Annotated in this window: 26 protein-coding genes; 24 read left to right on the top strand and 2 right to left on the bottom strand. The window is 59.6% G+C overall.

Features of this window, described 5'->3' with window-relative positions:
• Positions 1 to 65 precede the first annotated feature (65 nt).
• From mnmG to IAE40_RS14910, 18 genes are all read left to right on the top strand, one after another.
• On the top strand, positions 66 to 1,958 hold the full coding sequence (gene mnmG / locus IAE40_RS14995; protein WP_065864648.1) for a tRNA uridine-5-carboxymethylaminomethyl(34) synthesis enzyme MnmG: 1,893 nt from the start codon (positions 66 to 68) through the stop codon (positions 1,956 to 1,958).
• Positions 1,955 to 2,605 carry a 16S rRNA (guanine(527)-N(7))-methyltransferase RsmG gene (gene rsmG / locus IAE40_RS14990; RefSeq protein ID WP_197891757.1) on the top strand — a complete coding sequence of 217 codons (651 nt, stop codon included), beginning with the start codon at positions 1,955 to 1,957 and terminating at the stop codon, positions 2,603 to 2,605. Before mnmG ends, rsmG begins: the two co-directional genes overlap by 4 nt.
• Positions 2,606 to 2,623: 18 nt before the next feature.
• A complete protein-coding gene (locus tag IAE40_RS14985) occupies positions 2,624 to 3,415 on the top strand; it encodes a ParA family protein (RefSeq protein WP_063541904.1) in 792 nt (263 codons plus the stop codon).
• A 9-nt stretch (positions 3,416 to 3,424) separates the two neighbouring features.
• On the top strand, positions 3,425 to 4,297 hold the full coding sequence (locus IAE40_RS14980) for a ParB/RepB/Spo0J family partition protein (RefSeq protein ID WP_054893011.1): 873 nt from the start codon (positions 3,425 to 3,427) through the stop codon (positions 4,295 to 4,297).
• A gap of 149 nt (positions 4,298 to 4,446) precedes the next feature.
• Positions 4,447 to 4,854 (top strand): F0F1 ATP synthase subunit I, encoded by a 408-nt coding sequence (locus tag IAE40_RS14975; RefSeq protein ID WP_054893010.1) that lies wholly within the window; start codon positions 4,447 to 4,449, stop codon positions 4,852 to 4,854.
• Between the two features lie 16 nt (positions 4,855 to 4,870).
• A complete protein-coding gene (atpB, locus tag IAE40_RS14970; RefSeq protein ID WP_054893009.1) occupies positions 4,871 to 5,740 on the top strand; it encodes a F0F1 ATP synthase subunit A in 870 nt (289 codons plus the stop codon).
• 143 nt (positions 5,741 to 5,883) lie between these two features.
• Positions 5,884 to 6,141 (top strand): F0F1 ATP synthase subunit C, encoded by a 258-nt coding sequence (gene atpE / locus IAE40_RS14965; RefSeq protein WP_003097235.1) that lies wholly within the window; start codon positions 5,884 to 5,886, stop codon positions 6,139 to 6,141.
• Between the two features lie 57 nt (positions 6,142 to 6,198).
• A complete protein-coding gene (locus IAE40_RS14960; protein WP_054893008.1) occupies positions 6,199 to 6,669 on the top strand; it encodes a F0F1 ATP synthase subunit B in 471 nt (156 codons plus the stop codon).
• A 12-nt stretch (positions 6,670 to 6,681) separates the two neighbouring features.
• On the top strand, positions 6,682 to 7,218 hold the full coding sequence (locus IAE40_RS14955) for a F0F1 ATP synthase subunit delta (protein ID WP_054893007.1): 537 nt from the start codon (positions 6,682 to 6,684) through the stop codon (positions 7,216 to 7,218).
• A 21-nt stretch (positions 7,219 to 7,239) separates the two neighbouring features.
• Positions 7,240 to 8,784 carry a F0F1 ATP synthase subunit alpha gene (atpA, locus tag IAE40_RS14950; protein WP_054893006.1) on the top strand — a complete coding sequence of 515 codons (1,545 nt, stop codon included), beginning with the start codon at positions 7,240 to 7,242 and terminating at the stop codon, positions 8,782 to 8,784.
• Positions 8,785 to 8,832: 48 nt separating this feature from the next.
• The gene (gene atpG / locus IAE40_RS14945) at positions 8,833 to 9,693 is read left to right on the top strand and encodes a F0F1 ATP synthase subunit gamma (protein WP_003253195.1); all 861 of its coding nucleotides are present in this window, start codon (positions 8,833 to 8,835) and stop codon (positions 9,691 to 9,693) included.
• A gap of 27 nt (positions 9,694 to 9,720) precedes the next feature.
• Positions 9,721 to 11,097, top strand: coding sequence for a F0F1 ATP synthase subunit beta (atpD, locus tag IAE40_RS14940; protein ID WP_054893004.1), 1,377 nt, complete (start codon positions 9,721 to 9,723; stop codon positions 11,095 to 11,097).
• A gap of 44 nt (positions 11,098 to 11,141) precedes the next feature.
• Positions 11,142 to 11,561, top strand: a complete 420-nt coding sequence (locus IAE40_RS14935) for a F0F1 ATP synthase subunit epsilon (protein ID WP_054893003.1) — start codon at positions 11,142 to 11,144, stop codon at positions 11,559 to 11,561.
• A gap of 121 nt (positions 11,562 to 11,682) precedes the next feature.
• Positions 11,683 to 13,050, top strand: a complete 1,368-nt coding sequence (gene glmU, locus IAE40_RS14930) for a bifunctional UDP-N-acetylglucosamine diphosphorylase/glucosamine-1-phosphate N-acetyltransferase GlmU (protein WP_200603458.1) — start codon at positions 11,683 to 11,685, stop codon at positions 13,048 to 13,050.
• Between the two features lie 180 nt (positions 13,051 to 13,230).
• Positions 13,231 to 14,007 (top strand): DeoR/GlpR family DNA-binding transcription regulator, encoded by a 777-nt coding sequence (locus IAE40_RS14925; RefSeq protein WP_063541896.1) that lies wholly within the window; start codon positions 13,231 to 13,233, stop codon positions 14,005 to 14,007.
• Between the two features lie 2 nt (positions 14,008 to 14,009).
• Positions 14,010 to 15,845, top strand: a complete 1,836-nt coding sequence (glmS, locus tag IAE40_RS14920; RefSeq protein ID WP_153774317.1) for a glutamine--fructose-6-phosphate transaminase (isomerizing) — start codon at positions 14,010 to 14,012, stop codon at positions 15,843 to 15,845.
• Between the two features lie 444 nt (positions 15,846 to 16,289).
• Positions 16,290 to 18,563, top strand: coding sequence for an S-type pyocin domain-containing protein (locus IAE40_RS25745; RefSeq protein ID WP_234465157.1), 2,274 nt, complete (start codon positions 16,290 to 16,292; stop codon positions 18,561 to 18,563).
• Between the two features lie 10 nt (positions 18,564 to 18,573).
• Positions 18,574 to 18,813: a pyocin S6 family toxin immunity protein gene (locus tag IAE40_RS14910; RefSeq protein ID WP_197891753.1), complete on the top strand. Its 240-nt coding sequence runs from the start codon at positions 18,574 to 18,576 to the stop codon at positions 18,811 to 18,813.
• 204 nt (positions 18,814 to 19,017) lie between these two features.
• Here the strand turns inward: IAE40_RS14910 and IAE40_RS14905 are convergent, their stop codons facing one another.
• Entirely contained in the window at positions 19,018 to 20,394 is a 1,377-nt protein-coding gene (locus IAE40_RS14905; protein ID WP_200603457.1) for an amino acid permease, read from the bottom strand.
• On the opposite strand from IAE40_RS14905, the gene IAE40_RS14900 reads away from it, so the two are divergent.
• The 5 genes from IAE40_RS14900 (at position 20,393) to hcnC (ending at position 23,912) form a co-directional block, all read left to right on the top strand.
• Positions 20,393 to 20,632: a hypothetical protein gene (locus IAE40_RS14900; RefSeq protein ID WP_153774322.1), complete on the top strand. Its 240-nt coding sequence runs from the start codon at positions 20,393 to 20,395 to the stop codon at positions 20,630 to 20,632. The genes IAE40_RS14905 and IAE40_RS14900 overlap by 2 nt on opposite strands.
• A gap of 62 nt (positions 20,633 to 20,694) precedes the next feature.
• Positions 20,695 to 20,862, top strand: a complete 168-nt coding sequence (locus IAE40_RS14895) for a DUF417 family protein (protein ID WP_306109881.1) — start codon at positions 20,695 to 20,697, stop codon at positions 20,860 to 20,862.
• A 91-nt stretch (positions 20,863 to 20,953) separates the two neighbouring features.
• Positions 20,954 to 21,268, top strand: coding sequence for a cyanide-forming glycine dehydrogenase subunit HcnA (gene hcnA, locus IAE40_RS14890; protein WP_153774323.1), 315 nt, complete (start codon positions 20,954 to 20,956; stop codon positions 21,266 to 21,268).
• The gene (gene hcnB, locus IAE40_RS14885; protein ID WP_112899508.1) at positions 21,265 to 22,659 is read left to right on the top strand and encodes a cyanide-forming glycine dehydrogenase subunit HcnB; all 1,395 of its coding nucleotides are present in this window, start codon (positions 21,265 to 21,267) and stop codon (positions 22,657 to 22,659) included. The genes hcnA and hcnB overlap by 4 nt, the downstream gene beginning before the upstream one ends.
• A gap of 2 nt (positions 22,660 to 22,661) precedes the next feature.
• The gene (gene hcnC / locus IAE40_RS14880) at positions 22,662 to 23,912 is read left to right on the top strand and encodes a cyanide-forming glycine dehydrogenase subunit HcnC (RefSeq protein ID WP_153774325.1); all 1,251 of its coding nucleotides are present in this window, start codon (positions 22,662 to 22,664) and stop codon (positions 23,910 to 23,912) included.
• 203 nt (positions 23,913 to 24,115) lie between these two features.
• On the opposite strand, the gene lpdA is transcribed toward hcnC, so the two are convergent.
• Positions 24,116 to 25,516: a dihydrolipoyl dehydrogenase gene (gene lpdA / locus IAE40_RS14875; RefSeq protein WP_054892994.1), complete on the bottom strand. Its 1,401-nt coding sequence runs from the start codon at positions 25,514 to 25,516 to the stop codon at positions 24,116 to 24,118.
• A gap of 206 nt (positions 25,517 to 25,722) precedes the next feature.
• Here lpdA and cfaB point away from each other — a divergent pair, with 206 nt between their 5' ends.
• Positions 25,723 to 26,907, top strand: coding sequence for a C17 cyclopropane fatty acid synthase CfaB (cfaB, locus tag IAE40_RS14870; RefSeq protein WP_153774326.1), 1,185 nt, complete (start codon positions 25,723 to 25,725; stop codon positions 26,905 to 26,907).
• The last annotated feature ends 63 nt before the right edge of the window (positions 26,908 to 26,970 follow it).

Below are 26,970 nucleotides of genomic sequence, written 5' to 3'. Positions count from 1 at the left end.
CGGGTGATGTCCCTATACTTGTCGGCTTACCTTCTCTATTCGCAAAAACAGGCACGAGGTGCGTGGTGGATTTCCCTTCCCGTTTTGAAGTGATCGTCATCGGCGGCGGCCATGCCGGTACCGAGGCTGCGCTTGCGTCCGCACGCATGGGTGTGAAAACCCTGCTGCTGACCCATAACGTGGAAACCCTCGGTCACATGAGTTGCAACCCGGCCATCGGTGGCATCGGCAAGAGCCACCTGGTCAAGGAAATCGATGCGCTCGGCGGCGCCATGGCGCTGGCTACCGACAAGAGCGGCATCCAGTTCCGCATCCTGAACAACCGCAAGGGGCCGGCGGTACGCGCCACCCGTGCACAGGCCGACCGCGCCATCTACAAGGCCGTAGTCCGCGAGATCCTGGAAAACCAGCCGAACCTTTGGATATTCCAGCAGTCCTGCGATGACCTGATCGTCGAGCAGGACCAGGTCAAGGGTGTGGTGACACAGATGGGTCTGCGCTTCTTCGCCGACTCTGTGGTGCTGACTACCGGCACCTTCCTCGGTGGACTTATCCACATCGGCCTGCAGAATTACTCCGGTGGCCGCGCGGGTGATCCTCCCGCCATTGCCCTGGCTCATCGTCTGCGGGAGCTGCCGCTGCGTGTTGGCCGTTTGAAAACCGGCACACCGCCGCGTATCGATGGCCGCTCGGTAGATTTTTCTGTGATGGGTGAACAGCCAGGCGATACCCCGATTCCGGTGATGTCGTTCATGGGCAATGCCCAGATGCATCCGCGGCAGGTCAGTTGCTGGATCACCCACACCAACGCCCGTACCCACGAGATCATCGCCTCGAACCTCGACCGTTCACCGATGTATTCCGGTGTGATCGAAGGCATCGGCCCGCGCTACTGCCCGTCGATCGAGGACAAGATCCATCGCTTCGCCGACAAGGAAAGCCATCAGGTATTCATCGAGCCGGAAGGCTTGAACACCCATGAGCTGTATCCCAACGGCATCTCGACCTCGCTGCCGTTCGATGTGCAACTGCAGATCGTTCGTTCGATCCGTGGCATGGAGAACGCGCACATCGTGCGTCCGGGTTATGCCATCGAGTACGACTACTTCGATCCGCGTGATCTCAAGTACAGCCTCGAGACCAAGGTCATCGGCGGCTTGTTCTTCGCAGGTCAGATCAACGGCACCACCGGCTACGAAGAAGCCGGCGCCCAGGGCTTGCTGGCCGGTACCAACGCCGCGCTGCGCGCGCAGGGTCGCGAAAGCTGGTGCCCACGCCGCGACGAGGCGTACATCGGCGTGCTGGTCGATGACCTGATTACCCTGGGTACCCAGGAGCCTTACCGCATGTTCACTTCGCGTGCCGAATACCGCCTTATCCTGCGCGAAGACAACGCCGACCTGCGTCTGACCGAGAAAGGCCGCGAACTGGGGTTGGTCGACGACGAGCGCTGGGCCGCCTTCACCGCCAAGCGCGAAGGTATCGAACGTGAAGAACAGCGCATGAAGAGCACCTGGATCCGCCCGGGTACTCCACAAGGCCAGGCCGTTGTGGATAAGTTCGGTACTCCGTTGGCCCACGAGTACAACCTGCTCAACTTGCTGGCGCGCCCCGAGATCGACTACGCCGGGCTGATCGAAGCCACAGGCGGCGATGTAATCGATCCACAGGTGGCCGAACAGGTCGAGATCAAGACCAAGTACGCTGGCTACATCGATCGCCAGCAGGACGAGATCGCCAGGCTGCGCGCCAGCGAAGACACTCGCCTGCCTGTGGATATCGACTACGCTGGCATTTCCGGGTTGTCCAAGGAAATCCAGAGCAAGCTTGGCCAGACCCGTCCGGAAACCCTCGGCCAGGCTTCGCGTATTCCCGGCGTTACCCCGGCGGCAATTTCCCTGTTGCTGATTCACCTGAAAAAACGCGGCGCTGGCCGCGAATTGGAGCAAAGCGCTTGAGTTCCTTGGTCACTCCGCAACATGCCGAAGAATTGTCCACAGGTGCGCGCCAGCTTGGAGTTGAGCTGAGTGCGCAGCAGCACCAACTGCTGCTGGGGTACCTGGCCCTGTTGATCAAATGGAACAAGGCCTACAACCTGACCGCAGTGCGCGATCCGGACGAGATGGTGTCGCGCCATCTGCTCGACAGCCTCAGCGTCATGCCGTTTATCCACAATGACACCCAGCGCTGGCTGGATGTCGGCAGCGGCGGCGGCATGCCTGGTATCCCGCTGGCTATCCTGCATCCGCACAAGCAAGTGACGGTGCTGGACAGCAACGGCAAGAAGACCCGCTTCCTGACGCAGGTGAAGATGGAGCTGAAACTCGACAACCTGACGGTTATCCACAGCCGCGTGGAAGAGGTCCAGCCCGAGCAGCCGTTCTGCGGCATCATCTCTCGCGCCTTCAGCAGCATGGAGAATTTCACCAACTGGACCCGCCACCTGGGTGACGCCCGAACGCAATGGCTTGCAATGAAGGGGCTGCATCCTGCCGATGAACTGGTAGCATTGCCCGCAGACTTCACAGTGGAAAGCGAGCAGGCCCTGACCGTTCCAGGTTGCCAGGGCCAGCGCCATCTGCTGATACTGCGCCGCAAGGCTTGACTGGGAACACACGCAACAATGGCTAAGGTATTCGCAATCGCGAACCAGAAAGGTGGTGTCGGCAAGACCACTACCTGCATCAATCTCGCCGCATCGCTGGCCGCGACCAAGCGTCGCGTGCTGCTGATCGACCTCGATCCACAGGGCAACGCCACCATGGGCAGCGGTGTGGACAAGCACGAGCTCGAACACTCGGTGTACGACCTGTTGATCGGGGAATGCGACCTGGCCCAGGCCATGCAGTACTCCGAGCACGGCGGCTTCCAGCTGTTGCCCGCCAACCGTGACCTCACCGCGGCAGAGGTGGTGCTGCTGGAAATGCAGATGAAGGAGAGCCGTCTGCGCAACGCGCTGGCGCCTATCCGCGACAACTACGACTACATCCTCATCGACTGCCCGCCGTCGTTGTCGATGCTGACGCTGAACGCCCTGGTCGCTTCCGATGGCGTGATTATCCCCATGCAGTGCGAGTACTACGCGCTGGAAGGCCTGAGCGACCTTGTGGATAACATCAAGCGCATCGCTGCCCGGTTGAACCCGGAGCTGAAGATCGAAGGCCTGCTGAGGACCATGTACGACCCGCGCCTGAGCCTGAACAACGATGTTTCGGCCCAGCTCAAGGAGCATTTCGGCGATCAGCTCTACGACACCGTGATTCCGCGCAATATTCGCCTGGCCGAGGCTCCGAGCTTCGGTATGCCGGCGCTGGCCTACGACAAGCAATCACGTGGTGCGCTCGCCTACCTGGCCCTGGCTGGTGAACTGGTGCGCCGTCAGCGCCGTCAATCCCGCACTGCACAAACAACTTAAGGAATCCGCATGGCCATCAAGAAACGCGGTCTCGGACGTGGGTTGGATGCACTGCTCAGTGGTCCTTCCGTCAGCGCGCTTGAAGAGCAGGCTGTCACGGTCGACCAGAAGGAACTGCAGCGCCTGCCGGTCGAACTGATCCAGCGTGGCAAGTACCAACCTCGCCGTGACATGGACCCGGAGGCGCTGGAAGAGCTGGCGCATTCGATCCGCAATCATGGTGTGATGCAGCCGATCGTGGTTCGCCCGATTGGCGAAGGCCGCTACGAGATCATCGCCGGTGAGCGTCGCTGGCGCGCCACCCAGCAGGCTGGTCTGGACACTATTCCGGCCATGGTCCGTGAAGTGCCTGACGAAGCAGCCATCGCGATGGCGCTGATCGAGAACATCCAGCGCGAGGATCTCAACCCGCTGGAAGAAGCCCTTGCCCTGCAGCGGTTGCAGCAGGAGTTCGAGCTGACCCAGCAACAGGTGGCCGATGCCGTGGGCAAGTCGCGCGTCACCGTAGCCAACCTGCTGCGCCTGATCAGCCTCCCTGAGGCGATCAAGACCATGCTCGCCCACGGCGACCTGGAAATGGGCCATGCGCGCGCATTGCTGGGGCTTGAGGAAAGCAGGCAGGAAGAAGGGGCGCGACATGTTGTCGCACGAGGCCTCACCGTGCGCCAAACCGAGGCACTGGTGCGTCAGTGGCTCAACGGCAAGCCTGAGCCGGTGGAATCGAGCAAACCTGATCCGGATATTGCCCGGCTGGAACAGCGGCTGGCAGAGCGCCTGGGCTCTTCGGTGCAGATTCGCCATGGCGACAAGGGCAAGGGCCAGTTGGTCATTCGCTACAACTCCCTCGACGAGCTTCAGGGTGTACTTGCTCACATCCGCTGAAACAATTCCCGTTGTAGCGCGCAGTCGGAAATCACTACCCAAGAGTTGAATAGGGGTTAATCCACCCCTATACTCTGCGCGCATTTTGTCGGCACAAATTATGCCAAGTCATAGCTGACTGGGCAGTCGACTTTCGAGGAGCAGTTTTGATGGAAATCCGCACGCCAAACCGCCTGCCTTTCCATCGCTGGGCGGTTTTCCCGGTACTGCTGGCTCAATTTGGGGTGTTATTGCTGGCAACGTTGGTGTTGTGGCAGTGGCAGGGCAAGGTCAGCGGTTATTCGGGTCTCTGTGGAGGCTTGATCGGCTGGCTGCCCAACGTGTATTTCGCCTGGAAGGCTTTTCGCTTCAGCGGAGCCCGGGCGGCGCAGGCCATCGTCAAGTCGTTCTACGCAGGCGAGGCAGGCAAATTGATTTTGACGGCAGTGCTGTTCGCACTGACCTTTGCAGGAGTGAAGCCACTGGCGCCGTTAGCAGTATTCGGCGTCTTCCTGCTGACTCTCACGGTCAGCTGGTTCGCGCCACTGCTGATGAATAAAAGACTTTCGAGACCTTAGGGCGTTTGAGGCAACCATGGCAGCAGAAACCGCTTCGGGCTATATCCAGCACCACTTGCAGAACCTGACCTACGGTCAACTACCAGACGGCAGTTGGGGCCTGGCCCATTCGGCTGCCGAAGCCAAGGCAATGGGCTTCTGGGCATTCCACCTGGACACCCTGGGCTGGTCCGTTGCACTGGGTCTGATCTTCCTGTTCATCTTCCGCATGGCGGCCAAGAAGGCGACCTCCGGTCAGCCTGGCGCCCTGCAGAACTTCGTCGAAGTACTGGTCGACTTCGTTCACGGCAGCGTGAAGGACTCGTTCCACGGTCGTAGCCCGGTCATCGCACCGCTGGCCCTGACCATCTTCGTCTGGGTGTTCCTGATGAACGCCATCGACCTGGTACCGGTCGACTGGATTCCGCAGCTGGCGATCCTGATCTCGGGCGATCCGCACATTCCGTTCCGTGCCGTATCGACCACCGACCCGAACGCCACCCTGGGCATGGCCCTGAGCGTGTTCGCGCTGATCATCTTCTACAGCATCAAGGTCAAGGGCATCGGCGGCTTCATCGGTGAGCTCACGCTCCACCCGTTCGGTAGCAAGAACATCTTCGTGCAGATCCTGCTGATCCCGGTGAACTTCCTGCTGGAATTCGTCACCCTGATCGCCAAACCGATCTCCCTGGCACTGCGTCTGTTCGGCAACATGTATGCCGGCGAGCTGGTGTTCATCCTGATCGCCGTGATGTTCGGCACCGGCATCCTCTGGCTCAGCGGCCTGGGTGTGGTGCTGCAATGGGCGTGGGCGGTGTTCCACATCCTGATCATCACGCTGCAAGCATTCATCTTCATGATGCTCACCATCGTCTACCTGTCGATGGCGCACGAAGATAACCATTAAGACCGCCTGGCGTGTCTGATAGTCTTCCCCGCCTGTTCGGGGGGAAGACTGAAAAAGTCCGCAAGGGCAGTTGTTTCAAACGATTTGTTTTACCGCTTCAATTAAAAAACCTAACCAATACGACGTAAAAGTCGGGAGGAAAGATGGAAACTGTAGTTGGTCTGACCGCTATCGCTGTTGCTCTGCTGATCGGCCTGGGTGCTCTGGGTACCGCCATTGGTTTCGGCCTGCTGGGCGGCAAGTTCCTGGAAGGCGCTGCTCGTCAGCCTGAGATGGTTCCGATGCTGCAGGTCAAAATGTTCATCGTTGCCGGTCTGCTCGACGCCGTAACCATGATCGGTGTTGGTATCGCTCTGTTCTTCACCTTCGCGAATCCCTTCGTTGGTCAGATCGCCGGCTAATCACTCGTTTTTACGAGTTGATTGGTGTGATGGACAAAGACCGAGCGAGGTGTTGGCGTGAACATTAATGCAACCCTGATTGGCCAATCCGTTGCTTTTCTGATTTTTGTGCTGTTCTGCATGAAGTATGTATGGCCTCCGGTCATCACTGCTCTGCACGAGCGCCAAAAGAAGATTGCCGACGGCTTGGACGCTGCCAACCGCGCAGCTCGCGACCTGGAGCTGGCCCAAGAGAAAGCGGGTCAGCAACTGCGTGAAGCAAAAGCACAGGCAGCCGAAATCATTGAGCAAAGCAAGAAACGCGCTGCTCAGCTTGTCGAGGAAGCCCGTGATCAGGCTCGCGTCGAAGCTGACCGTGTGAAGGCTCAGGCTCAAGCCGAGATCGAACAGGAACTCAACAGCATCAAAGACGCCCTGCGCGCCCAAGTGGGTGCCCTGGCCGTTGGCGGCGCTGAAAAGATCCTTGGCGCCACAATCGATCAAAACGCGCATGCGGAGCTGGTTAACAAACTGGCCGCTGAAATTTAAGCGAGGGCGATCATGGCAGAACTGACCACGTTGGCCCGACCTTACGCTAAGGCAGCTTTCGAGCACGCCCAGGCCCAGCAGCAACTGGCCAATTGGTCAGCCATGCTCGGCCTGGCTGCTGCGGTGTCGGAAGACGGCACCATGCAGCGCCTGCTCAAGGCCCCGCAACTGACTAGCGCAGAAAAGGCCGCCGCATTCATTGAAGTGTGCGGTGACAAGTTCGATGTACAGGCACAGAATTTCATTCATGTTGCCGCGGAAAACGACCGTCTCCTGCTTCTGCCGGAGATCGCCGCTCTGTTCGACCTGTACAAGGCCGAGCAAGAGAAATCCGTGGACGTGGAAGTCACCAGTGCTTTTGCGTTGAACCAAGAACAGCAAGACAAACTCGCCAAGGTTCTCAGTGCACGGCTCAGCCGGGAAGTGCGCCTGCACGCGTCGGAGGATGCCAGCCTGATCGGCGGCGTCGTCATCCGCGCCGGCGACCTGGTAATCGATGGCTCGGTTCGCGGCAAGATCGCGAAACTGGCCGAAGCATTGAAATCTTGAGTTTGAAGGGGCAGCAGAGCAATGCAGCAACTCAATCCTTCCGAAATTAGTGAAATCATCAAGGGCCGCATCGAGAAACTCGATGTCGGCTCCCAAGCCCGTAACGAAGGTACCGTCGTTTCGGTATCCGACGGTATCGTGCGGATCCACGGTCTGGCCGACGTCATGTACGGCGAAATGATCGAGTTCCCTGGCAGCGTGTTCGGCATGGCACTGAACCTGGAGCAAGACTCCGTAGGTGCAGTGATCTTGGGTGCCTATGACACCCTCGCCGAAGGCATGAGCGCCAAGTGCACCGGCCGTATCCTGGAAGTTCCGGTTGGTAAGGAACTGCTGGGTCGCGTCGTTGACGCACTGGGCAACCCGATCGACGGCAAAGGTCCTCTGGGCAACACCCAGACCGACGCGGTCGAGAAAGTGGCCCCAGGCGTGATCTGGCGTAAGTCGGTAGACCAGCCTGTACAGACTGGCTACAAGTCCGTCGACGCCATGATCCCAGTCGGCCGTGGCCAGCGTGAGCTGATCATCGGTGACCGCCAGATCGGCAAGACCGCCATGGCCATCGACGCCATCATCAACCAGAAAGACTCCGGTATTTTCTGTGTTTATGTGGCTGTCGGCCAAAAGCGTTCGACCGTTGCCAACATCGTTCGCAAGCTCGAAGAAGCCGGCGCCCTGGCCAACACCATCGTGGTCGTTGCCAGTGCTTCGGAATCCGCCGCACTGCAGTTCCTGGCGCCATACGCCGGCTGCACCATGGGCGAGTTCTTCCGTGACCGCGGTGAAGACGCCCTGATCGTCTACGATGACCTGTCCAAGCAGGCTGTTGCCTACCGTCAGATCTCCCTGCTGCTGCGCCGTCCACCAGGACGTGAAGCGTACCCAGGCGACGTGTTCTATCTCCACTCCCGTCTGCTGGAGCGTGCATCGCGCGTTTCGGAAGAGTACGTCGAGAAGTTCACCAACGGCGCAGTGACTGGCAAGACCGGTTCCCTGACCGCCCTGCCGATCATCGAAACCCAGGCTGGCGACGTTTCCGCGTTCGTTCCGACCAACGTGATCTCGATCACCGACGGTCAGATCTTCCTGGAATCGGCCATGTTCAACTCGGGCATCCGCCCAGCAGTGAACGCCGGTGTTTCGGTATCCCGTGTAGGTGGTGCCGCTCAGACCAAGATCATCAAGAAACTGTCCGGCGGTATCCGTACCGCACTGGCTCAGTACCGTGAACTGGCTGCATTCGCCCAGTTCGCTTCGGATCTGGACGAGGCTACCCGCAAGCAGCTGGAGCATGGTCAGCGCGTTACCGAGCTGATGAAGCAGAAGCAGTACGCGCCAATGTCGATCGCCGACATGGCCCTGTCGCTGTACGCCGCTGAGCGTGGTTTCCTGACTGACGTAGAAGTCTCCAAGGTCGGCAGCTTCGAGCAAGCGCTGATCGCCTACTTCCACCGCGATCACGCCGAGCTGTTGGCCAAGATCAACGTGAAAGGTGACTTCAACGACGAAATCGACGCTGGCATGAAAGCTGGTATCGAGAAGTTCAAGGCCACCCAGACCTGGTAAGCCGCAGCGGGGGCTCCGGCCCCCGCTTGCTAACCTGATAGGTGATACATGGCAGGCGCAAAAGAGATTCGCAGTAAGATTGCGAGCATCAAAAGCACGCAAAAAATTACCAGCGCCATGGAGAAAGTGGCGGTCAGCAAAATGCGCAAAGCACAAATGCGCATGGCTGCTAGCCGTCCTTACGCGGAGCGTATCCGCCAGGTGATCGGTCATCTGGCCAACGCCAACCCGGAATACCGCCACCCGTTCATGATCGAGCGCCCTGTAAAGCGCGCCGGTTATATCGTGGTGAGCAGTGACCGTGGTCTGTGCGGTGGCTTGAATACCAACCTGTTCAAGGCCCTGGTCAAGGACATGAGCGCAAACCGCGAACAGGGCGTGGAAATCGACCTGTGCGTGATCGGCAGCAAGGGTGCGACTTTCTTCCGCATCTTTGGCGGCAACGTCGTAGCCGCGATCAGCCACCTGGGCGAAGAGCCATCGATCAACGATCTGATCGGCTCCGTCAAAGTGATGCTGGACGCCTACCTCGATGGCCGTATCGATCGCCTCTCGGTGGTTTCGAACAAGTTCATCAACACCATGACCCAAAAACCGACGGTCGAGCAATTGGTACCGTTGGTGGCAACCCCGGATCAGGATCTCAAGCATCACTGGGATTACCTGTACGAACCCGACGCAAAAGAGCTGCTGGACGGCTTGATGGTGCGTTACGTGGAGTCGCAGGTATACCAGGCGGTGGTCGAGAACAACGCTGCTGAACAAGCGGCCCGGATGATCGCCATGAAGAACGCCACAGACAACGCCGGTGATTTGATCAAAGAGCTGCAATTGATCTACAACAAGGCGCGTCAGGCTGCGATCACCCAGGAGATCTCGGAAATCGTCGGCGGCGCTGCCGCGGTTTAACGGTTCAAAAATTCAGAGGATCCAGCTATGAGTAGCGGACGTATCGTTCAAATCATCGGCGCCGTCATCGACGTGGAATTCCCACGTGACGTCGTGCCGAGTGTTTACAACGCGCTGAAAGTACAAGGCGCGGAAACCACCCTGGAAGTTCAGCAGCAGCTGGGCGACGGCGTGGTTCGTACCATTGCGATGGGCTCGACCGAAGGCCTGAAGCGCGGTCTGGACGTCGTCGATACCGGCGCGGCCATCTCCGTTCCAGTGGGTAAGGCCACTCTGGGCCGTATCATGGACGTCCTCGGCAACCCGATCGACGAAGCCGGCCCGATCGGCGAAGAAGAGCGTCGCGGTATCCACCAGCCAGCGCCTTCGTTCGCTGACCAGGCAGGCGGCAACGACCTGCTGGAAACCGGCATCAAGGTTATCGACCTGGTTTGCCCGTTCGCCAAGGGTGGTAAGGTTGGTCTGTTCGGTGGTGCCGGTGTCGGCAAGACCGTAAACATGATGGAACTGATCCGTAACATCGCCATGGAACACAGCGGTTACTCCGTGTTCGCTGGTGTGGGTGAGCGTACTCGTGAGGGTAACGACTTCTACCACGAGATGAAGGACTCCAACGTTCTCGACAAGGTAGCGCTGGTCTACGGTCAGATGAACGAGCCACCAGGAAACCGTCTGCGCGTTGCGCTGACCGGCCTGACCATGGCTGAGAAGTTCCGTGACGAAGGTAACGACGTTCTGCTGTTCGTCGACAACATCTATCGTTACACCCTGGCCGGTACCGAAGTATCCGCACTGCTGGGCCGTATGCCTTCGGCAGTAGGTTACCAGCCGACCCTGGCTGAAGAGATGGGCGTTCTGCAAGAGCGCATCACTTCGACCAAAGAAGGTTCGATCACCTCCGTTCAGGCCGTATACGTACCTGCGGACGACCTGACCGACCCGTCGCCAGCGACCACCTTCGCCCACTTGGACGCCACCGTCGTTCTGTCCCGTGACATCGCCTCCCTGGGTATCTACCCAGCGGTCGACCCACTGGACTCGACTTCGCGCCAGCTGGACCCGAACGTGATCGGCACCGAGCACTACGAGACCGCTCGTGGCGTTCAGTATGTTCTGCAGCGCTACAAAGAGCTCAAGGACATCATCGCGATCCTGGGTATGGACGAGCTGTCCGAAGCCGACAAGCAACTGGTTGCCCGCGCTCGTAAGATCCAGCGCTTCCTGTCGCAGCCGTTCTTCGTGGCCGAAGTCTTCACCGGCTCGCCAGGCAAGTACGTTTCGCTCAAGGACACCATCGCTGGCTTCAGCGGCATCCTCAAAGGTGACTACGACCACCTGCCAGAACAAGCGTTCTACATGGTCGGCAGCATCGACGAAGCGATCGAGAAAGCCAAGAAACTGTAATCCCGGCGCCCCGAAAGGGGCGCTAATCAGGTTGAGGCAAGCAGATGGCTATGACAGTCCATTGCGACATCGTCAGCGCAGAGGGAGAGATCTTCTCCGGCCTGGTCGAGATGGTAGTAGCGCACGGCAACCTGGGCGATCTGGGTATCGCTCCAGGCCACGCGCCGCTGATCACCAATCTCAAGCCGGGTCCGATCACGCTGACCAAGCAGGGTGGCACTCAAGAGGTGTTCTACATCTCCGGTGGCTTCCTCGAAGTGCAGCCGAACATGGTCAAGGTTCTTGCCGACACCGTGCAACGTGCTGCCGACCTGGACGAAGCTCAGGCTCAGGAAGCCCTCAAGGCTGCCGAGAACGCGCTGAACACTAAGGGCTCGGACTTCGACTACGGCGCTGCTGCCGCACGTCTGGCCGAGGCTGCAGCTCAGCTGCGTACTGTCCAGCAATTGCGCAAGGGCAAGTGATCCGGTCCTACCGGTAACCTGCGTTGCGATTGAGTTAAAGGGTAGCCTCGGCTACCCTTTTTCTTTTCCGAATTTTCCCCTTCGGTCACATCCCTGACCGCCCAGGATTGGTAGCCAGTCAATGTCACTCGATATCGTTATTCTCGCCGCAGGCCAAGGCACCCGCATGCGCTCTTCGCTGCCCAAGGTACTGCATCCGGTCGCCGGTAATTCCATGCTTGGCCACGTTATCCACAGCGCGCGTCAGTTGCAGCCGAAGGGTATCCATGTGGTCATCGGTCATGGTGCAGAGCTGGTACGTGAACGCCTGGCGGCTGACGATCTGAATTTCGTCATGCAGGACAAACAGCTTGGCACCGGCCATGCCCTCGCCCAGGCACTGCCGGCGATCACCGCCGATACTGTGCTGGTGCTCTATGGCGACGTGCCGTTGATCGAGGTGGGGACGCTCGAGCGGCTTCTGGCCAAGGTCAATGAACAGCAACTCGGCCTGCTGACCGTCACCCTGCAGGATCCAACCGGTTACGGCCGCATCGTGCGTGATGCCCAAGGCCGGGTAGCGGCCATCGTCGAGCACAAGGACGCCAGTGAAGCACAGCGGGCGATCAAGGAAGGCAACACGGGCATCCTCGCGATGCCGGCCGCGCGGCTGGCAGACTGGATGGGGCGCCTGTCCAACAACAACGCCCAAGGCGAGTACTACCTCACCGACGTGATTGCCATGGCCGTGGCCGATGGCCTGGTGGTTGCCACCGAGCAGCCGCATGACGCCATGGAAGTGCAGGGCGCCAACGACCGCCTGCAATTGTCAGAGCTTGAGCGTCACTACCAGTTGCGCGAGGGACGCCGACTGATGGCCCAGGGCGTGACCCTGCGTGACCCCGCGCGTTTCGATGTGCGTGGCGAGGTGATCGTGGGGCGCGATGTGCTGATCGACATCAACGTCATCCTCGAAGGCAAGGTGATCATCGAAGACGATGTGCAGATCGGCCCTAACTGCGTGATCAAGAACAGCACCCTGCGCAAGGGCGCTGTGGTCAAGGCCAACAGCCATCTCGAAGGTGCGGTGATGGGCGAGGGCAGCGATGCCGGCCCGTTCGCTCGCCTGCGCCCAGGCAGCGTACTGGAGGCCAAAGCCCATGTGGGTAACTTCGTCGAGCTGAAGAACGCCCATCTGGGCGAGGGCGCCAAGGCCGGTCACCTGACGTATCTGGGCGACGCCGAGATCGGTGCGCGCACCAACATCGGCGCGGGTACCATCACCTGCAACTACGATGGCGCGAACAAGTTCAAGACCTTGCTGGGCGAAGATGTGTTCATCGGTTCGAACAACTCGCTGGTCGCACCTGTGGAAATCAAGGACGGCGCTACCACGGCTGCCGGCTCGACCATCAATCAGTCTGTTGAAGCTGGCCAGTTGGCCGTTGCTCGCGCACGCCAACGCAATATCGATGGCTGGAAACGGCCGGAGAAGATCAAGAAAAGCTGAGTTATCCACAGATGTTTCGATCGAAAGCCGACTTATGTGAATAAGTCGGCTTTTTTTATTGCCGGACCAGCCCGCTACACAGTAAACAGCGTCGTCAGTAAATCTATCCGCTGCTTGACGAATCCTTCATCTTAGGTTTTGATTGCAGCCATTATCTTTCGAATCGAAACTTATCCTCACATGTCGAAACGAAACACCCCTCAACGTCGCCACAATATCCTGGCCTTGCTCGCCGAGCAGGGCGAGGTAAGCGTGGACGCGCTGGCCAAGCGTTTCGAAACCTCGGAAGTGACCATTCGCAAGGATCTCGCCGCGCTGGAAGCCAATGGCCTATTGTTGCGTCGTTACGGCGGTGCGGTGCCAGTGCCGCAGGAGATGCTGGGTGAGGCCGCTCAGCCGGTTTCCAGTTACAAGAAAGCCATCGCCCGCGCAGCTGTCGGACGCATTCGCGAACATGCACGCATCATCATCGACAGCGGCAGTACCACTGCAGCAATGATCCCTGAGCTCGGGCGCCAGCCCGGCTTGGTCGTGATGACCAACTCCTTGAACGTAGCCCGAGCCATCAGCGAGCTCGAGCACGAGCCGGTGCTACTGATGACCGGTGGTACCTGGGACCCGCATTCCGAGTCGTTCCAGGGTCAGGTCGCCGAGCAGGTACTACGCTCATACGATTTCGACCAGTTGTTCATCGGTGCCGACGGCATCGACCTGAACCGCGGCACCACCACCTTCAACGAACTGCTTGGCCTGAGCCGGGTGATGGCGGAAGTGGCCCGAGAAGTGATCGTGATGGTCGAATCGGACAAGGTCGGGCGCAAGATCCCCAACCTCGAGCTGCCCTGGAGCAGCGTTACCACCCTTATTACAGATGATCGCCTGCCCGCAGCGGCACGCGAACAGATTCAAGCCCGCGGCATCAACCTGATCTGCGCCGCGATCAGCCAGGAGCAATAACCATGTGTGGAATCGTCGGTGCAGTCGCCGAGCGCAACATCACCTCCATCCTTATCGAGGGCCTCAAGCGCCTGGAATACCGTGGCTACGACAGCGCGGGCCTGGCGGTCGTCACCCAGCAGGGCGAGCTCGATCGTCGTCGCCGCATCGGCAAGGTGAGCGAGCTGGAAGCCGCGGTGGCTGCCGAGCCGCTCGACGGTCACCTGGGCATCGCTCACACCCGTTGGGCTACCCACGGCGCACCGACCGAGCACAATGCCCACCCGCACTTCTCCGGCCAGGAAGTGGCCGTGGTGCACAACGGCATCATCGAGAACCACGAAGAGCTGCGTGAAGAACTCAAGGCCCTTGGCTACGTGTTCACCTCGCAGACCGATACCGAGGTGATCGTCCACCTGATCCACCACACCCTCAAGAGCATTCCCGACCTGACCGATGCCTTCAAGACTGTGGTCAAGCGTCTGCATGGTGCCTACGGTCTGTCGGTGATCAGCGTCAAGCAGCCGGACCGTCTGGTTGCTGCGCGCAGCGGCAGCCCGCTGGTGATCGGCCTGGGTCATGGCGAGAACTTCCTGGCCTCCGACCAGCTCGCGTTGCGTCAGGTCACCGACCGCTTCATGTACCTCGAGGAAGGCGATATCGCCGAAATCCGCCGCGACCAGGTGAACATCTGGGATCAGGCCGGTAGCAAGGTCCAGCGTGAAACCGTGCAGTACCACGAAGGCGCCGAGGCTGCCGACAAGGGCACCTATCGCCACTTCATGCTCAAGGAAATCCACGAGCAGCCTTCGGTGGTACAGCGCACCCTCGAAGGCCGCTTGGCCGGCGACCACGTCATGGTCCAGGCCTTCGGCCCGCAAGCTGCGGATCTGTTCGCCAAGGTGCGCAATGTACAGATCGTCGCCTGCGGCACCAGCTATCACGCCGGCATGGTCGCGCGTTACTGGCTGGAAAGCCTGGCCGGCATCCCCTGCCAGGTCGAAGTCGCCAGCGAATTCCGCTACCGCAAGGTGGTGGTGCAGCCAGACACCTTGTTCGTGTCCATCTCTCAGTCCGGCGAAACCGCCGACACCCTGGCTGCCCTGCGCAACGCCAAGGAGCTGGGCTTCCTCGGCAGCCTGGCAATCTGCAACGTTGGCATCAGCTCGCTGGTACGTGAATCCGACCTGACCCTGCTGACCCTGGCCGGCCCGGAAATCGGCGTTGCCTCGACCAAGGCCTTCACCACCCAGCTGGTCTCGCTGATGCTGCTGACCCTCGCCCTGGGCCAGGTACGCGGCAGCCTCGAAGCTGGCGTCGAAGCCGAGTTGGTCGAAGAGCTGCGCCGTCTGCCCGCGCGTCTGGGCGAAGCTCTGGCGATGGACAGCGTGGTCGAGAAGACCGCCGAACTGTTCGCCGACAAACACCACACCCTGTTCCTCGGCCGTGGTGCCCAGTATCCGGTGGCGATGGAAGGCGCGCTCAAGCTCAAGGAGATCTCCTACATTCACGCCGAAGCCTATCCGGCAGGTGAGCTCAAGCACGGCCCGCTGGCGCTGGTCGATGCCGACATGCCGGTGGTTACCGTCGCGCCGAACAACGAGCTGCTGGAAAAGCTCAAGTCGAACCTGCAGGAAGTCCGCGCCCGTGGCGGCGAGCTGGTGGTGTTCGCCGACGAGAACGCCGGCATGAGCAATGGTGAAGGCACCCACGTGATCAAGGTGCCGCACATCATCGATGCCCTGGCGCCTATCCTGTACACCATTCCGCTGCAGCTGCTGTCGTACTACGTGGCCGTGCTCAAGGGCACTGACGTTGACCAGCCGCGTAACCTGGCGAAGTCGGTGACGGTGGAGTAAACGGCTGCGCTGAGCGGGGGATGGATTTTGCGAATTAAAACTGTCGCACCGCAATAAAACTGTCGCTGACGAAGGGAGCCTTAACCGGCTCCCTTTTTCGTTGCGCACCTCGTTTCAGCTGAATCGCCCCTGGTTTCGTGAGCCACATCCAGCGCTTTGACCACGAGGTCTCCATCCGGCTTTTCTGATAAAGCCGCAGCCAGTGTACGCCCGAAGCCTCGATCGCGATACCCGCGACCTCGGCCCAGTAGCCCACCCGTCGAAAGACGCACGAGGCGACGATACCGGAGGCGACCTTGTTCAGTTCACATTTTGCAATTGATTCTTATTTCTTAAATTTGCTGTTCATCTATACAGTACTCTGGTGGCTTGCCACCCTCACATCCCGAATGCGCAGGAAGGCGAACCGCTCATTTCATCGATCACGAGTTATGGAGCGATATCATGGTGCAAGGACCTATTGAATTACCCGCAACGCCTGTTACAGCCCCTGGAATTGACCCCCCTATTGGTGAGCCAGTCTATCTCGGACCAACATTTGTTGGTGAGCCCACCGTTCCCATCAACATCCCTGGGCTACCGTCAGTAAATTTTGGCCCGATTACAAGTCAGGCGCAGTTTCGAAGCGCTATGTCGGCTTACCTGACTTCGGTTTATGAAAAAGAAACAAAACGCATTAATGAACAATATCTAGCAAGCGTTGCTGTTTTAGCATCCACGCTACAAAAAGAGCTTGATACCGCGCGAGGGGGGACGTACGCAGGTGACTCTACCTCTGTCGGAGTTTTGCTTAGGGAAATAAATTTGCGCGAAAGCGCGACGAACCAAAAAACTATCCAACGTCAAACTCAGCAAACGAAGGCAAACAGCTTTTACTCTGCAGATTTTTCAAGCAAGGGGCGTGTTGATTTCATCCGGACTGTGACAGACCTCGCCATCAGTGGCAACGTAGCAGTGAATGTCATTCCCAGATGGCAGGCGTCTCTGGCTGCGACATATCAGGCCCGCTATCTTGGCGACCAAATCTCTCTGCTCAATGCTCAGGCGGCGACGTTGCGCGAACAGTTGGCCGTCGCTCAAGCTGCAGAACGAGAAGCACAAGCCGTTATTCAGTCAGTCAGCAGTGAGCTATCAGCCATTACGGAACCTGCGCAACAGCACCTGGCTACGCAAAGACAAACGCTGGAAAGTCAGTTTTCCGACTCATCGACTCTGACCCATGCTGAACGACAAGCCGCTACGCAGGCTGTCCAACAGTCGGTTCAGCAAAGTGACCAGCAGATTGATGCCCTTGCTGCAGCGGCCAGTAGTCAAATCAATGCAAACGAGCTCGCTCAGATCAGTCAATCAGTTAAAGCACAGGCGAACCTCCTCGCCTCAACGTTCACTGACGTGGTAAATCAGCTAGTGGCTGACGCCGATACGCTTATCGCTTCTCAACGCAATACGATCATTCAAGCAAGTAGTAACGCAGCTAGCCTAGTCAACGCCCGCATGGTCGAACTCATTGCACAAGTTCAAGCGAACCCAACACATGCCGCCGCCGCTGCAGCCCGGCAGAGCCTGCAGCAAACAACGAATAGCACTTATGCCATCGTAACTGACCAGCTTGACCAGGCCTCCCTCGCCGACAGCGCTAAACGACAACAAGTCATTGCTGGCATCCAGACTGCGCGAACTAACGCTCAGACGCAGTTACAGGGCGTGACTGCTCTCACTCAGAATGCCATCGCCCGGGCGGCCAGCACTTACCGGTTTGCAGGCAGTGCCGCTGCGCTGAGCATACCCGGACAAGGCGTAGTGCCTTTGGCCGAAGCAACTCTTGCTGCTCTGCGCCAAGGGATCGCGAGTGCGATCACCGCATTGGGCGGGATCACTTCTGCTACGGTCGGTGCTCCCTTTGCAGCAGGGCTTGCCGCCTTGGTTTACCCCAGTTCCACGGCCAGTCAAGCTCAAGACCAGACTCCAGCCCGTTTCCGCTATGGTATGGGGGTCGACGCCCGAGACCTTGGTCTTGCGCCGGGGGCCAATCTCAATGCTATCGCTGCTGCACAGGGTAAAGTCGAGCTGGCCTATCGATTGGCCAACGAAACACGCGGGGATGGTCGCTCTTACATTTTGGTCGTCGCTGCCGATGGGATCAACGTAACAAAGAACGTACCCGTCCGGGCGGCCACATTGGACCCGCAGACTGGGCGCTACATGGTTGTAGTGCCAAGCCTGGTGCCTGACCAGCCTCCTATCACTCTAACTTGGACGCCAGGTCGCGCCCCCGGCGAACAGTCCTCAACAACCACTACACCCGCGGCGACACAGACTGTACCAATCTACACAGGAGTCGAGCTACAGCCGCTTAAGATTGAGGCGCTGCCGTACCCAGGTGAAGTGTTGGATGCCAATGACCTGATTATCACATTCCCGATTGACTCGGGAATAGAACCGGTCTACTTGATGTTCAGTACTCCAGGGTATCATCAGGCGCCCAAAAATTTAATTGCTTTTCCTGATGCAAAACCTGTGAGAGCTAAAAGCAGCGTTCGTGGGGGCGGTAAGCTTAGAAGGCGCTGGGTGGATAGTAAAGGCAGAATTTATGAGTGGGATAGTCAGCATGGTAAGGTTGAATTATATGATAAACAGGGCAAGCATTTAGGAGAGTTTGACTCTGTATCTGGCAATCAAACAAAATCAGCTGTTCCTGGGCGAACTACCGAAAAGTGAGGTATCTAATATGTTTATTAATTTAACTGGTTTTCTGAAAGAGTATGAGCTTGATGACTCCTTGAAGTATGATTTTGACATTCCGCCGGAGCATGAAAAAGATATTATGAGTCTTTTGAATTGGCAGTCTCTTGAGGCTGAATCGGACGGTGAACTTCCTCTGTCTGATGAGCAAGCAGAAAAAATATTTTCTCTACTTGGCAATCCGAAGCCTGAAGGGTTGGACTTTTTTGTTGGCGTTCGAGCTTAGCGGCTAGCAGCTGCCTTGCTTACTTAGCTTGTACGGTGGAGCACAGGACCTGGGTATCTTCTATGCCAAGTCCATGTTCCATGCTCAGGAAGGCAAGAAGAGGTAACGCCTTCTGACGTTTGCGCCGCGTTTGAACAAAAAATATCGGAGGCATGAGTGATTGCCTCCGATATTTTTATTTGAAAATTAAGTGCTCGACTTATATCAAGTCCGCGCCAGCTCCCGCACTTCGCCACTCCGACGCTTGCGTACCATGAAGTACGCCGCCACGATCACCAGCAAGGTCACCAGCACCAGCCAGAATTGAAAACGCGTCGCTGGGTCGATCGCCTGGGTTGCAAGCACCGACACCAGCGCCAGCAGCGCAATAACGTTGGTCAGCGGGAATCCCCAGGCCCTGAACGAGGATGGGCCCACCACTTCATGCCGGGTTTTCAGGCGCATGCCGACGTGGGCGAAAATGATGAAGATCCAGACGAAGATGATGAACGCACCGGTGCTCCTGGCCAGGGTCAGGAAGAGATCGCCGCCACTGATGAAGTGCAAGGTCAGAATCGTCACGCAAATGCAGAACGCCAGCGCCAGTGCATTGATCGGAACGCCCTTGGCGTTAGTCCGGGCGAACAGCGCCGGGGCATGTCCGCGTTGGCTGAGCGAGAACAGCATGCGCGAGTTGGAGAACATGAACGAGTTCATCACCGACATGAACGACACGAACAACACCAGTTTCATCGCCACCGCGGCACCCTTGAAACCGGCGAGGGTGAACAGCGCGACGTAGGGCGAGGCGAGGTTGGCCTTGTCGGTCCAGGGCAGGCAGAGCACCAGGATCGACACGGAACCGACATAGAACAGCATCACCCGCACGATCACGCTCTTGATCGCGCGGATCACGTTCCGGCGCGGGTTCTCCGATTCACCGGCAGCTACAGCGGCAATTTCGCTGCCGCCCAGCGAGAAGATCGCCACGATCACCCCGGCCATCACCGGCGACAGGCCATTGGGCATGAAGCCGCCATGGTCGGTGAGGTTGACCAGGCCGGGAGCGGGGATGTCTTCCTGCCACCCCAGCAGTATGGACGCGCCGAGCAGCATGAAGATAAGGATGGTGACCACCTTGAGCGCCGCCAGCCAGTATTCCACTTCGGCGAACGAACGCACCGAGTAGGCGTTGCTGGCGATCAGCGTCACCAGCATGATGAAGGCGCCGATCCAGATCGGCAGCCAGGGCATGAAATCGTTGAGGATCGCGCCCAGCAACACGGCTTCGAGGGTGATGGTCATCATCGACTTGAGCCAGTACAGCCAGCCCACGGTGAAGCCCGCCCAGTTGCCGAGGTAGGTGTTGGCGTAGGTCGAGAAGGAGCCGGCGTCAGGATTGCGCGAGGCCATTTCGCCGAGCATGAACATCACCAGGGTGACGATGATGCCGCCGATCACGTAGGACAGAATCGCGGCCGGGCCGGCCGAGGCAATCAGGCTGCCGGAGCCGACGAACAACCCGGCGCCGATCACGCCGCCAAGCGCGATCATGGTGATATGCCGCTGCTTGAGGCTTTGCTTCAATCCGTTGTCTTGCATGTCCAGACTTCTCTTATTATTGGAAGAAACCGGCGCGTCCTGCGAGCGGCAAGTGCTCGCGGATCTACCTGCACGGGGCGGTGCCATCAATCGAGGTCTTGCTTCAGGCAATGGCTATCCGAGCCGACACCTTGGGCAAAGCGGCGCGTCATCTCAAACGAATTCTGCGCACAACATCCTGCGGATTTTTCCTGAGGTCAGTTTCGACGCCGATGCGCTTGAGACGATCGATGAATAACTTGAGCTGCCCGGAAGCGTCGTGGCGAAGGGGTTTGCATAGCATGTTCCTCAAAGGCATGGGTGGCGAACCTGGGCGATGCGCAGTATGGATTTCCCTACCTGTCTGGTGCCGGGCGCCTGGTGCTCAAGGATGTACTGATGCTGGCGGGAACAGTGATGTTGATTGCCGATTCGGCTCGACGGGTACTGCATCAGAAAAAATCAGGTCATACGCTGACAAAATCCTAGGAAGCTTCCTTCAATTCCTACGGCTTAGGTCAATATCTCCTCACAGTGCTTTGGCGTACCGTCGAGTCCCCTTCAAACAAGGACGAAGCCCATGCAATCACTGGAGCGAGTGCTCGACATACAGCCTGTCGTGCAGGCTGACATCACCTTTCAGATCAATGGCCAGACGGTGCAGGCCGCAGAAGGCGAGACGGTACTCAGCGTGCTCAATGCCGTTGGCCTGCGTCAGCTGGCGCGCAACGACCACGGTCAGCCAGCTGGCGCCTTCTGCGGCATGGGCGTTTGCCATTGCTGCCTGGTGGCGATAGACGGGCGGCCCAAGCGCCGAGCCTGCCAGACCGTGGTCCGGCAGGGGATGCGGGTGGAGACCGAGGTCAATCGCCTGGCCCGGGAGGTGCAGTCATGAGTCTGCGGCCGGTGATAGTGGGAGGCGGCTCGGCGGGTATGGCGGCGGCCATCGAGCTGGCCGAGCATGGCGTCGACTGCCTGCTGTTCGATGAAGCCTCGCGCCCGGGTGGCGTGGTCTATCGCGGGCCGCTGCGTGCCGGTGTCGACCTCGGTTACCTCGGCGCGCGCTACAGCAAGGCCCTGCACACGCTGCACGAAGACTTCGCCAGCAGCGCCGAACATATCGACTTGCGCCTGAACAACCGTGTGGTTGGCGGCGATCATGAGCGCCTGATGGTGCTGGATGCCGACGAGCAACTGCATGAGATCGACTATTCCCATCTGCTGCTGTCGGCCGGCTGCCACGAGCGCAATGTGCCATTCCCCGGCTGGACACTGCCTGGCGTGATGCTGCTGGGCGGGCTGCAATTGCAGATCAAGAGCGGTGTGGTCAAGCCGCTGGGCAGCACCTTGATCGCAGGTACTGGCCCGCTGCTGCCACTGGTGGCCTGCCAACTGCATGCGGCGGGCGCCAAGGTTGCCGGCGTCTACGAGGCCTGCGCCTTCAACCGTATCGCCAAGGAAAGCCTGGCGCTGCTGAACAAACCGCAGCTGTTTCTCGACGGCCTCAGCATGCTGGCGTACATGAAGCTCAACGGCATTGCGATGCACTATGGCTGGGGTGTGGTCAGCGCCAGTGGTGAAGGTGAACTGCGCGAAGTCAGCCTTGCGCCCTATGGCCAGGATTGGAAAGCCGACATGAGTCGGGTGCGGCGCGAGCCGGTTGACACCTTGGCGGTCGGTTATGGATTTATTCCGCGCACCCAGCTCAGTCAACAGTTGGGGCTGGCGCATGGGTTCAGCGACGACGGCTACCTGCGCGCGACATGCAATGTCTGGCAGCAGAGCAGCCAGGCGCATATCCACCTGGCCGGCGACATGGGCGGTATCCGTGGTGGCGAGGCAGCTATGCTGACCGGGCGCATCGCTGCGGTGTCGATCCTGCAGCAACGTGGCGTGCTCGACGCCGCCCAGGCCATCGAGCGGCGCGAGCAGTACTTGGGCAAGCTGGCCGCGATCACGCGGTTCAGGGCGGGTGTCGAGCGCTATACCCAACGTGGCGCAGCGCAAATCGAGCTGCCGCAGGCCGACACGGTGATCTGCCGCTGCGAGCACGTCACCCGTAGCGATATCGACCTGGCGCTCGAGCAAGGTGTGCAGGACATGGCCAGCCTGAAGATGCGCACGCGGGTGAGCATGGGCGACTGCCAGGGGCGCATGTGTGTGGGCTACTGCAGCGATCGCCTGCGCGCCAGCACCGGGCGAGCGGATGTCGGCTGGCTGCGACCGCGTTTCCCGATCGATCCCATCCCATTTTCCGCATTCCAGCACCTGGCCACGGAGGCCTGAGCATGAACAAGACCTACGACATCGTCATCGCCGGCGGCGGGGTGATCGGCGCCTCCTGTGCCTATCAGTTGTCCAAGCGCAAGGGGCTGAAAATCGCCCTGATCGACAGCAAGCGCCCAGGCAATGCGACACGAGCCTCGGCTGGCGGCCTGTGGGCCATCGGCGAGTCGGTGGGCCTGGGGTGTGGCGTGATCTTCTTTCGCATGATGTCCTCGCGCAACAAACGCGAGGCCCATGGCGCAGCAGTGGCGGTGGATTCGAGCACGCCGCATATCCTGCCGCAGTGTTTCTTCGATCTGGCTCTGCAGTCCAATGCACTTTATCCACAGCTGCACCACGAATTGATCGAGCGCCATGGCATGGACTTCAAGTTCGAGCGCACCGGATTGAAGTACATCATCCAGGACGATGAGGACCAGCTGTACGCCGAGCACATCGTCGCGCAGATCCCGCACCTGGCGGACCAGGTGCGCTGGCTGGATCGCCAGGCACTGCGCGAGCGCGAGCCGGCGGTGACCCTGCAGGCCAAGGGGGCGCTGGAGTTCCTCTGCGATCACCAGGTCAGCCCGTTCCGCCTGGGCGACGCCTACCTGGAAGCTGCGCGTCAGAACGGCGTCGATCTGTATCTGAACACCAACATCACCGATGTGCTGCAGGGGAACTCGCAGATCAAGGGTGTACGCACTGCCGAGGCGGGGGTTTTCCATTGTCACACCTTGCTCAATGCCGCCGGGGCTTGGGCGGGCGAGCTCAGTGAGTGGGCCACCGGTACTTCGATTCCGGTCAAGCCGGTGAAAGGCCAGATCGTTCTCACCGAACGTTTGCCCAAGCTGCTCGATGGCTGCCTGACCACCAGTGATTGCTACATGGCGCAAAAGGATAATGGCGAGGTACTGATTGGCAGCACTACGGAAGACAAGGGCTTCGATGTCAGCAATACCTTCCCCGAAATTGCCGGGTTGGTTCAGGGGGCGGTGCGTTGTGTACCGGAGCTGGCGCAGGTGAGCCTGAAGCGTACCTGGGCGGGGCTGCGTCCCGGGTCGCCGGACGAACTGCCTATTCTTGGCCCTGTGGATGAGGTGACTGGCTACTTCAACGCCTGTGGACATTTCCGCACAGGGATTCTCACCTCGGCAATCACCGGCGTGTTGCTGGACAAGGTTATCCACAACGAGCCACTGCCGCTGGATATCACACCTTTCCTGGCGAGACGTTTCGGGCGGGCTGTGGATAAGAACTGGGCGGTGGGGTAGGGCATGGGCGGCCGCTCCTGCAGGCGTGGTAGCCGCTGCAGGAGCAACTGTCTTGTCCAAAATCAAAGGTCAGCCCAATCCCCTGTGGGAGCGGGTTTACCCGCGAACACGGGCGTAGCCCGTGCCAGGCAGCGCGGTGTCCTTTTCGCGGGTAAACCCGCTCCCACAGGGGCCTGCGCTGCTTTTGCAGAAGCGGCCTTGTCTTAGATCTGCATCGCCATCCCTTCCACGTTCATCGCTGCCTGGCGTAAGGCTTCGGAGCGAGTCGGGTGTGGGTGGCAGGTCAGGGCGATATCCTCGGCCGACGCGCTGAACTCCATGGCCACGCAGAATTCGCCGATCATCTCGCTGACGCTCGGCCCGACCAGATGCACACCTAGCACCTCGTCGGTCTCGGCGTCGGCCAGCACCTTGGCGAAGCCTTCGGTCTCATGGTTGATCTTGGCGCGGCTGTTGGCGGTGAAGGGGAACTTGCCGACCTTGTAGGCACGGCCCTCTGCCTTGAGCTGCTCTTCGGTCTTGCCAACGCTGGCCAGTTCCGGTCGTGTATAGATGACGCCGGGGATCAGGTTGTAGTTGACCTCATGGGCCTTGCCGGCAATACGCTCGATGCACGACACCGCTTCGTCTTCGGCCTTGTGCGCGAGCATCGGGCCGGAGGTGACGTCGCCGATCACCCAGATGCCGGGGACCTGGGAGCGGTGGTGGTCATTGGCGAGCATGCCGCGTTTGTCGGTCTGCAGGCCGACGCTCTCCAGGTTCAGGCCCTGGGTGTACGGGCGGCGGCCGATGGCCACCAGCACATAGTCGGCCTCCAGGGTTTGCGCGTCGCCGCCAGCGGCAGGCTCAAGCGTCAGGCTGACGCTGCTCGCCGAAGGCGTGGCCTGGGTCACCTTGCTGCCGAGCTTGAAGCTCATGCCCTGTTTGGCCAGGGCTTTTTGCAGGGTCCTGGCGGTTTCCTCGTCGGTGCCGGGGCAGATGCGGTCGAGGTATTCGATCACGGTCACCTCCGCCCCCAGGCGACGCCAGACCGAACCCAGTTCAAGGCCGATCACGCCTGCGCCGATGACCACCAGGTGCTTGGGGACCTGCGGCAGCGCCAAGGCGCCAGTGGAGTCGATGATGCGTTGGTTATCGATATTCACCCCTGGCAGCGGGGTTGGCTCGGAGCCGGTGGCGATCACGATATCTTTGGCCTGAAGCGTGGTTTCGCTGCCATCCTCGGCCTTGACGATGACCTTGCCGACGCCGTCGAGGCGGCCCCAGCCCTTGACCCAGTCGACCTTGTTCTTGCGGAACAGGTACTCGATACCCTTGGTCAGGCCGCTCACGCTTTCGTCTTTCTGCTTCATCATCTGCGCCAGGTTCAGGGTCGGCTTGACCTCGATGCCCAAATGCGCGAACTCGCTGCCGCTGGCGGCTTCGTACAGCTCGGAGGCGTGCAGCAGCGCCTTGGAGGGCATGCAGCCGACGTTCAGGCAGGTGCCGCCGAGAGTCGAACGTCCTTCGACGCAGGCCACGCTCAGGCCCAACTGACCGGCACGGATGGCCGCGTTATAGCCGCCAGGGCCGCCACCGATGATCACCACATCATAGGATTTCATGGGATTCACTCCAGGGAAGAAGAATGCGCGAGAGGGGGCACAAGGTTAGTCGCTGAATCGCGGATTGTATACAATCTGTTAGTCGCGGCATGGCCGATAGTATTGGACTATGGTCGCTATAAAAGGAAACTTCCGATGAATGAACTACCCTGATCCGGTGACGCTCGAATCCTTGTACGGCGTCCGTAATTGAAAGGGGGTCTTTCATGCTTGCGCAACTTCCACCTGCGTTGCAGAGCCTGCACTTGCCTTTACGTCTTAAGCTGTGGGACGGCAACCAGTTCGATCTAGGGCCTAGCCCGCAGGTCACCATCCTGGTCAAGGAGCCTCAGTTGATCAGTCAGCTGACGCACCCGAGCATGGATGAACTGGGCACAGCCTTTGTCGAGGGCAAGCTTGAACTCGAGGGGAACATTGGCGAAGTCATCCGCGTTTGCGACGAGCTCAGCGAGGCTTTACTCAAAGACGATGAAGATGTAGTCCCGGTGCGCACCTCGCACGACAAGAAAACCGACGCCGAAGCCATTTCCTACCATTACGACCTGTCCAACGAGTTCTACCAACTGTGGCTCGATCCGGACATGGCTTATTCCTGCGCCTACTTCAAGGAGCCGGACAACACCCTCGCCCAGGCCCAGCAAGACAAGTTCGACCATCTGTGTCGCAAGCTGCGGCTGCAGGCCGGCGATTACTTGTTGGATGTCGGCTGCGGTTGGGGCGGCCTGGCGCGTTTTGCCGCACGCGAATATGGCGCCAAGGTGTTCGGCATCACCCTGAGCAAGGAACAATTGACGCTGGGGCGCCAGCGGGTCAAGGATGAGGGGCTGTCCGACAAGGTCGACCTGCAGATTCTCGACTATCGTGACCTGCCCCAGGATGGCCGTTTCGACAAGGCGGTCAGCGTCGGCATGTTCGAGCACGTCGGCCATGCCAACCTCGAACTGTACTGCCAGCGACTGTTCGGCGCCGTACGTGAAGGCGGCCTGGTGATGAACCATGGCATCACCGCCAAGCATGTGGATGGTCGGCCGGTTGGGCGAGGTGCTGGGGATTTCATTGATCGTTATGTATTCCCTCACGGCGAGCTGCCGCACATCTCGATGATTACCGCGCGTATCTGCGAGGCAGGGCTGGAGGTGGTAGACGTGGAAAGCCTGCGTCTGCACTACGCCAAGACCCTCAATCACTGGAGCGAAAACCTCGAGAACCAGCTGCATCGCGCTGCGGCGCTGGTGCCGGAGAAGACGCTGCGGATCTGGCGGCTGTACCTGGCTGGATGCGCCTATGCCTTCACCAAGGGCTGGATCAACCTGCATCAGATTCTTGCAGTGAAGCCGTATGCGGATGGCCATCACGACCTGCCGTGGACGCGTGAGGATCTCTATCGTTGATCAAGACGGGGGCGCGTATTGGGGCCCCCCTCATTTTGGGCGGAAGAATATGGGTTATAAAGC

Origin of the sequence: Pseudomonas sp. S44, from assembly GCF_016624805.1 — a bacterium.
Classification (GTDB): Bacteria; Pseudomonadota; Gammaproteobacteria; order Pseudomonadales; family Pseudomonadaceae; genus Aquipseudomonas; species Aquipseudomonas machongensis.
Note: the sequence above shows the minus strand (reverse complement) of the source record. Positions and strands in the feature narration are given on the sequence as shown.

What these genes read in the sequence shown, in the direction of transcription:
- IAE40_RS14985 (WP_063541904.1), top strand. Translation starts at nt 2,624, where the DNA reads ATGGCTAAGGTATTCGCAATCGCGAACCAGAAAGGTGGTGTCGGCAAG.
- IAE40_RS14980 (WP_054893011.1), top strand. Translation starts at nt 3,425, where the DNA reads ATGGCCATCAAGAAACGCGGTCTCGGACGTGGGTTGGATGCACTGCTC.
- IAE40_RS14975 (WP_054893010.1), top strand. Translation starts at nt 4,447, where the DNA reads ATGGAAATCCGCACGCCAAACCGCCTGCCTTTCCATCGCTGGGCGGTT.
- atpB (WP_054893009.1), top strand. Translation starts at nt 4,871, where the DNA reads ATGGCAGCAGAAACCGCTTCGGGCTATATCCAGCACCACTTGCAGAAC.
- atpE (WP_003097235.1), top strand. Translation starts at nt 5,884, where the DNA reads ATGGAAACTGTAGTTGGTCTGACCGCTATCGCTGTTGCTCTGCTGATC.
- IAE40_RS14955 (WP_054893007.1), top strand. Translation starts at nt 6,682, where the DNA reads ATGGCAGAACTGACCACGTTGGCCCGACCTTACGCTAAGGCAGCTTTC.
- atpA (WP_054893006.1), top strand. Translation starts at nt 7,240, where the DNA reads ATGCAGCAACTCAATCCTTCCGAAATTAGTGAAATCATCAAGGGCCGC.
- atpG (WP_003253195.1), top strand. Translation starts at nt 8,833, where the DNA reads ATGGCAGGCGCAAAAGAGATTCGCAGTAAGATTGCGAGCATCAAAAGC.
- atpD (WP_054893004.1), top strand. Translation starts at nt 9,721, where the DNA reads ATGAGTAGCGGACGTATCGTTCAAATCATCGGCGCCGTCATCGACGTG.
- IAE40_RS14935 (WP_054893003.1), top strand. Translation starts at nt 11,142, where the DNA reads ATGGCTATGACAGTCCATTGCGACATCGTCAGCGCAGAGGGAGAGATC.
- glmU (WP_200603458.1), top strand. Translation starts at nt 11,683, where the DNA reads ATGTCACTCGATATCGTTATTCTCGCCGCAGGCCAAGGCACCCGCATG.
- IAE40_RS14925 (WP_063541896.1), top strand. Translation starts at nt 13,231, where the DNA reads ATGTCGAAACGAAACACCCCTCAACGTCGCCACAATATCCTGGCCTTG.
- glmS (WP_153774317.1), top strand. Translation starts at nt 14,010, where the DNA reads ATGTGTGGAATCGTCGGTGCAGTCGCCGAGCGCAACATCACCTCCATC.
- IAE40_RS25745 (WP_234465157.1), top strand. Translation starts at nt 16,290, where the DNA reads ATGGTGCAAGGACCTATTGAATTACCCGCAACGCCTGTTACAGCCCCT.
- IAE40_RS14910 (WP_197891753.1), top strand. Translation starts at nt 18,574, where the DNA reads ATGTTTATTAATTTAACTGGTTTTCTGAAAGAGTATGAGCTTGATGAC.
- IAE40_RS14900 (WP_153774322.1), top strand. Translation starts at nt 20,393, where the DNA reads ATGTCCAGACTTCTCTTATTATTGGAAGAAACCGGCGCGTCCTGCGAG.
- IAE40_RS14905 (WP_200603457.1), bottom strand. Translation starts at nt 20,394, where the DNA reads ATGCAAGACAACGGATTGAAGCAAAGCCTCAAGCAGCGGCATATCACC.
- hcnA (WP_153774323.1), top strand. Translation starts at nt 20,954, where the DNA reads ATGCAATCACTGGAGCGAGTGCTCGACATACAGCCTGTCGTGCAGGCT.
- hcnB (WP_112899508.1), top strand. Translation starts at nt 21,265, where the DNA reads ATGAGTCTGCGGCCGGTGATAGTGGGAGGCGGCTCGGCGGGTATGGCG.
- hcnC (WP_153774325.1), top strand. Translation starts at nt 22,662, where the DNA reads ATGAACAAGACCTACGACATCGTCATCGCCGGCGGCGGGGTGATCGGC.
- lpdA (WP_054892994.1), bottom strand. Translation starts at nt 25,516, where the DNA reads ATGAAATCCTATGATGTGGTGATCATCGGTGGCGGCCCTGGCGGCTAT.
- cfaB (WP_153774326.1), top strand. Translation starts at nt 25,723, where the DNA reads ATGCTTGCGCAACTTCCACCTGCGTTGCAGAGCCTGCACTTGCCTTTA.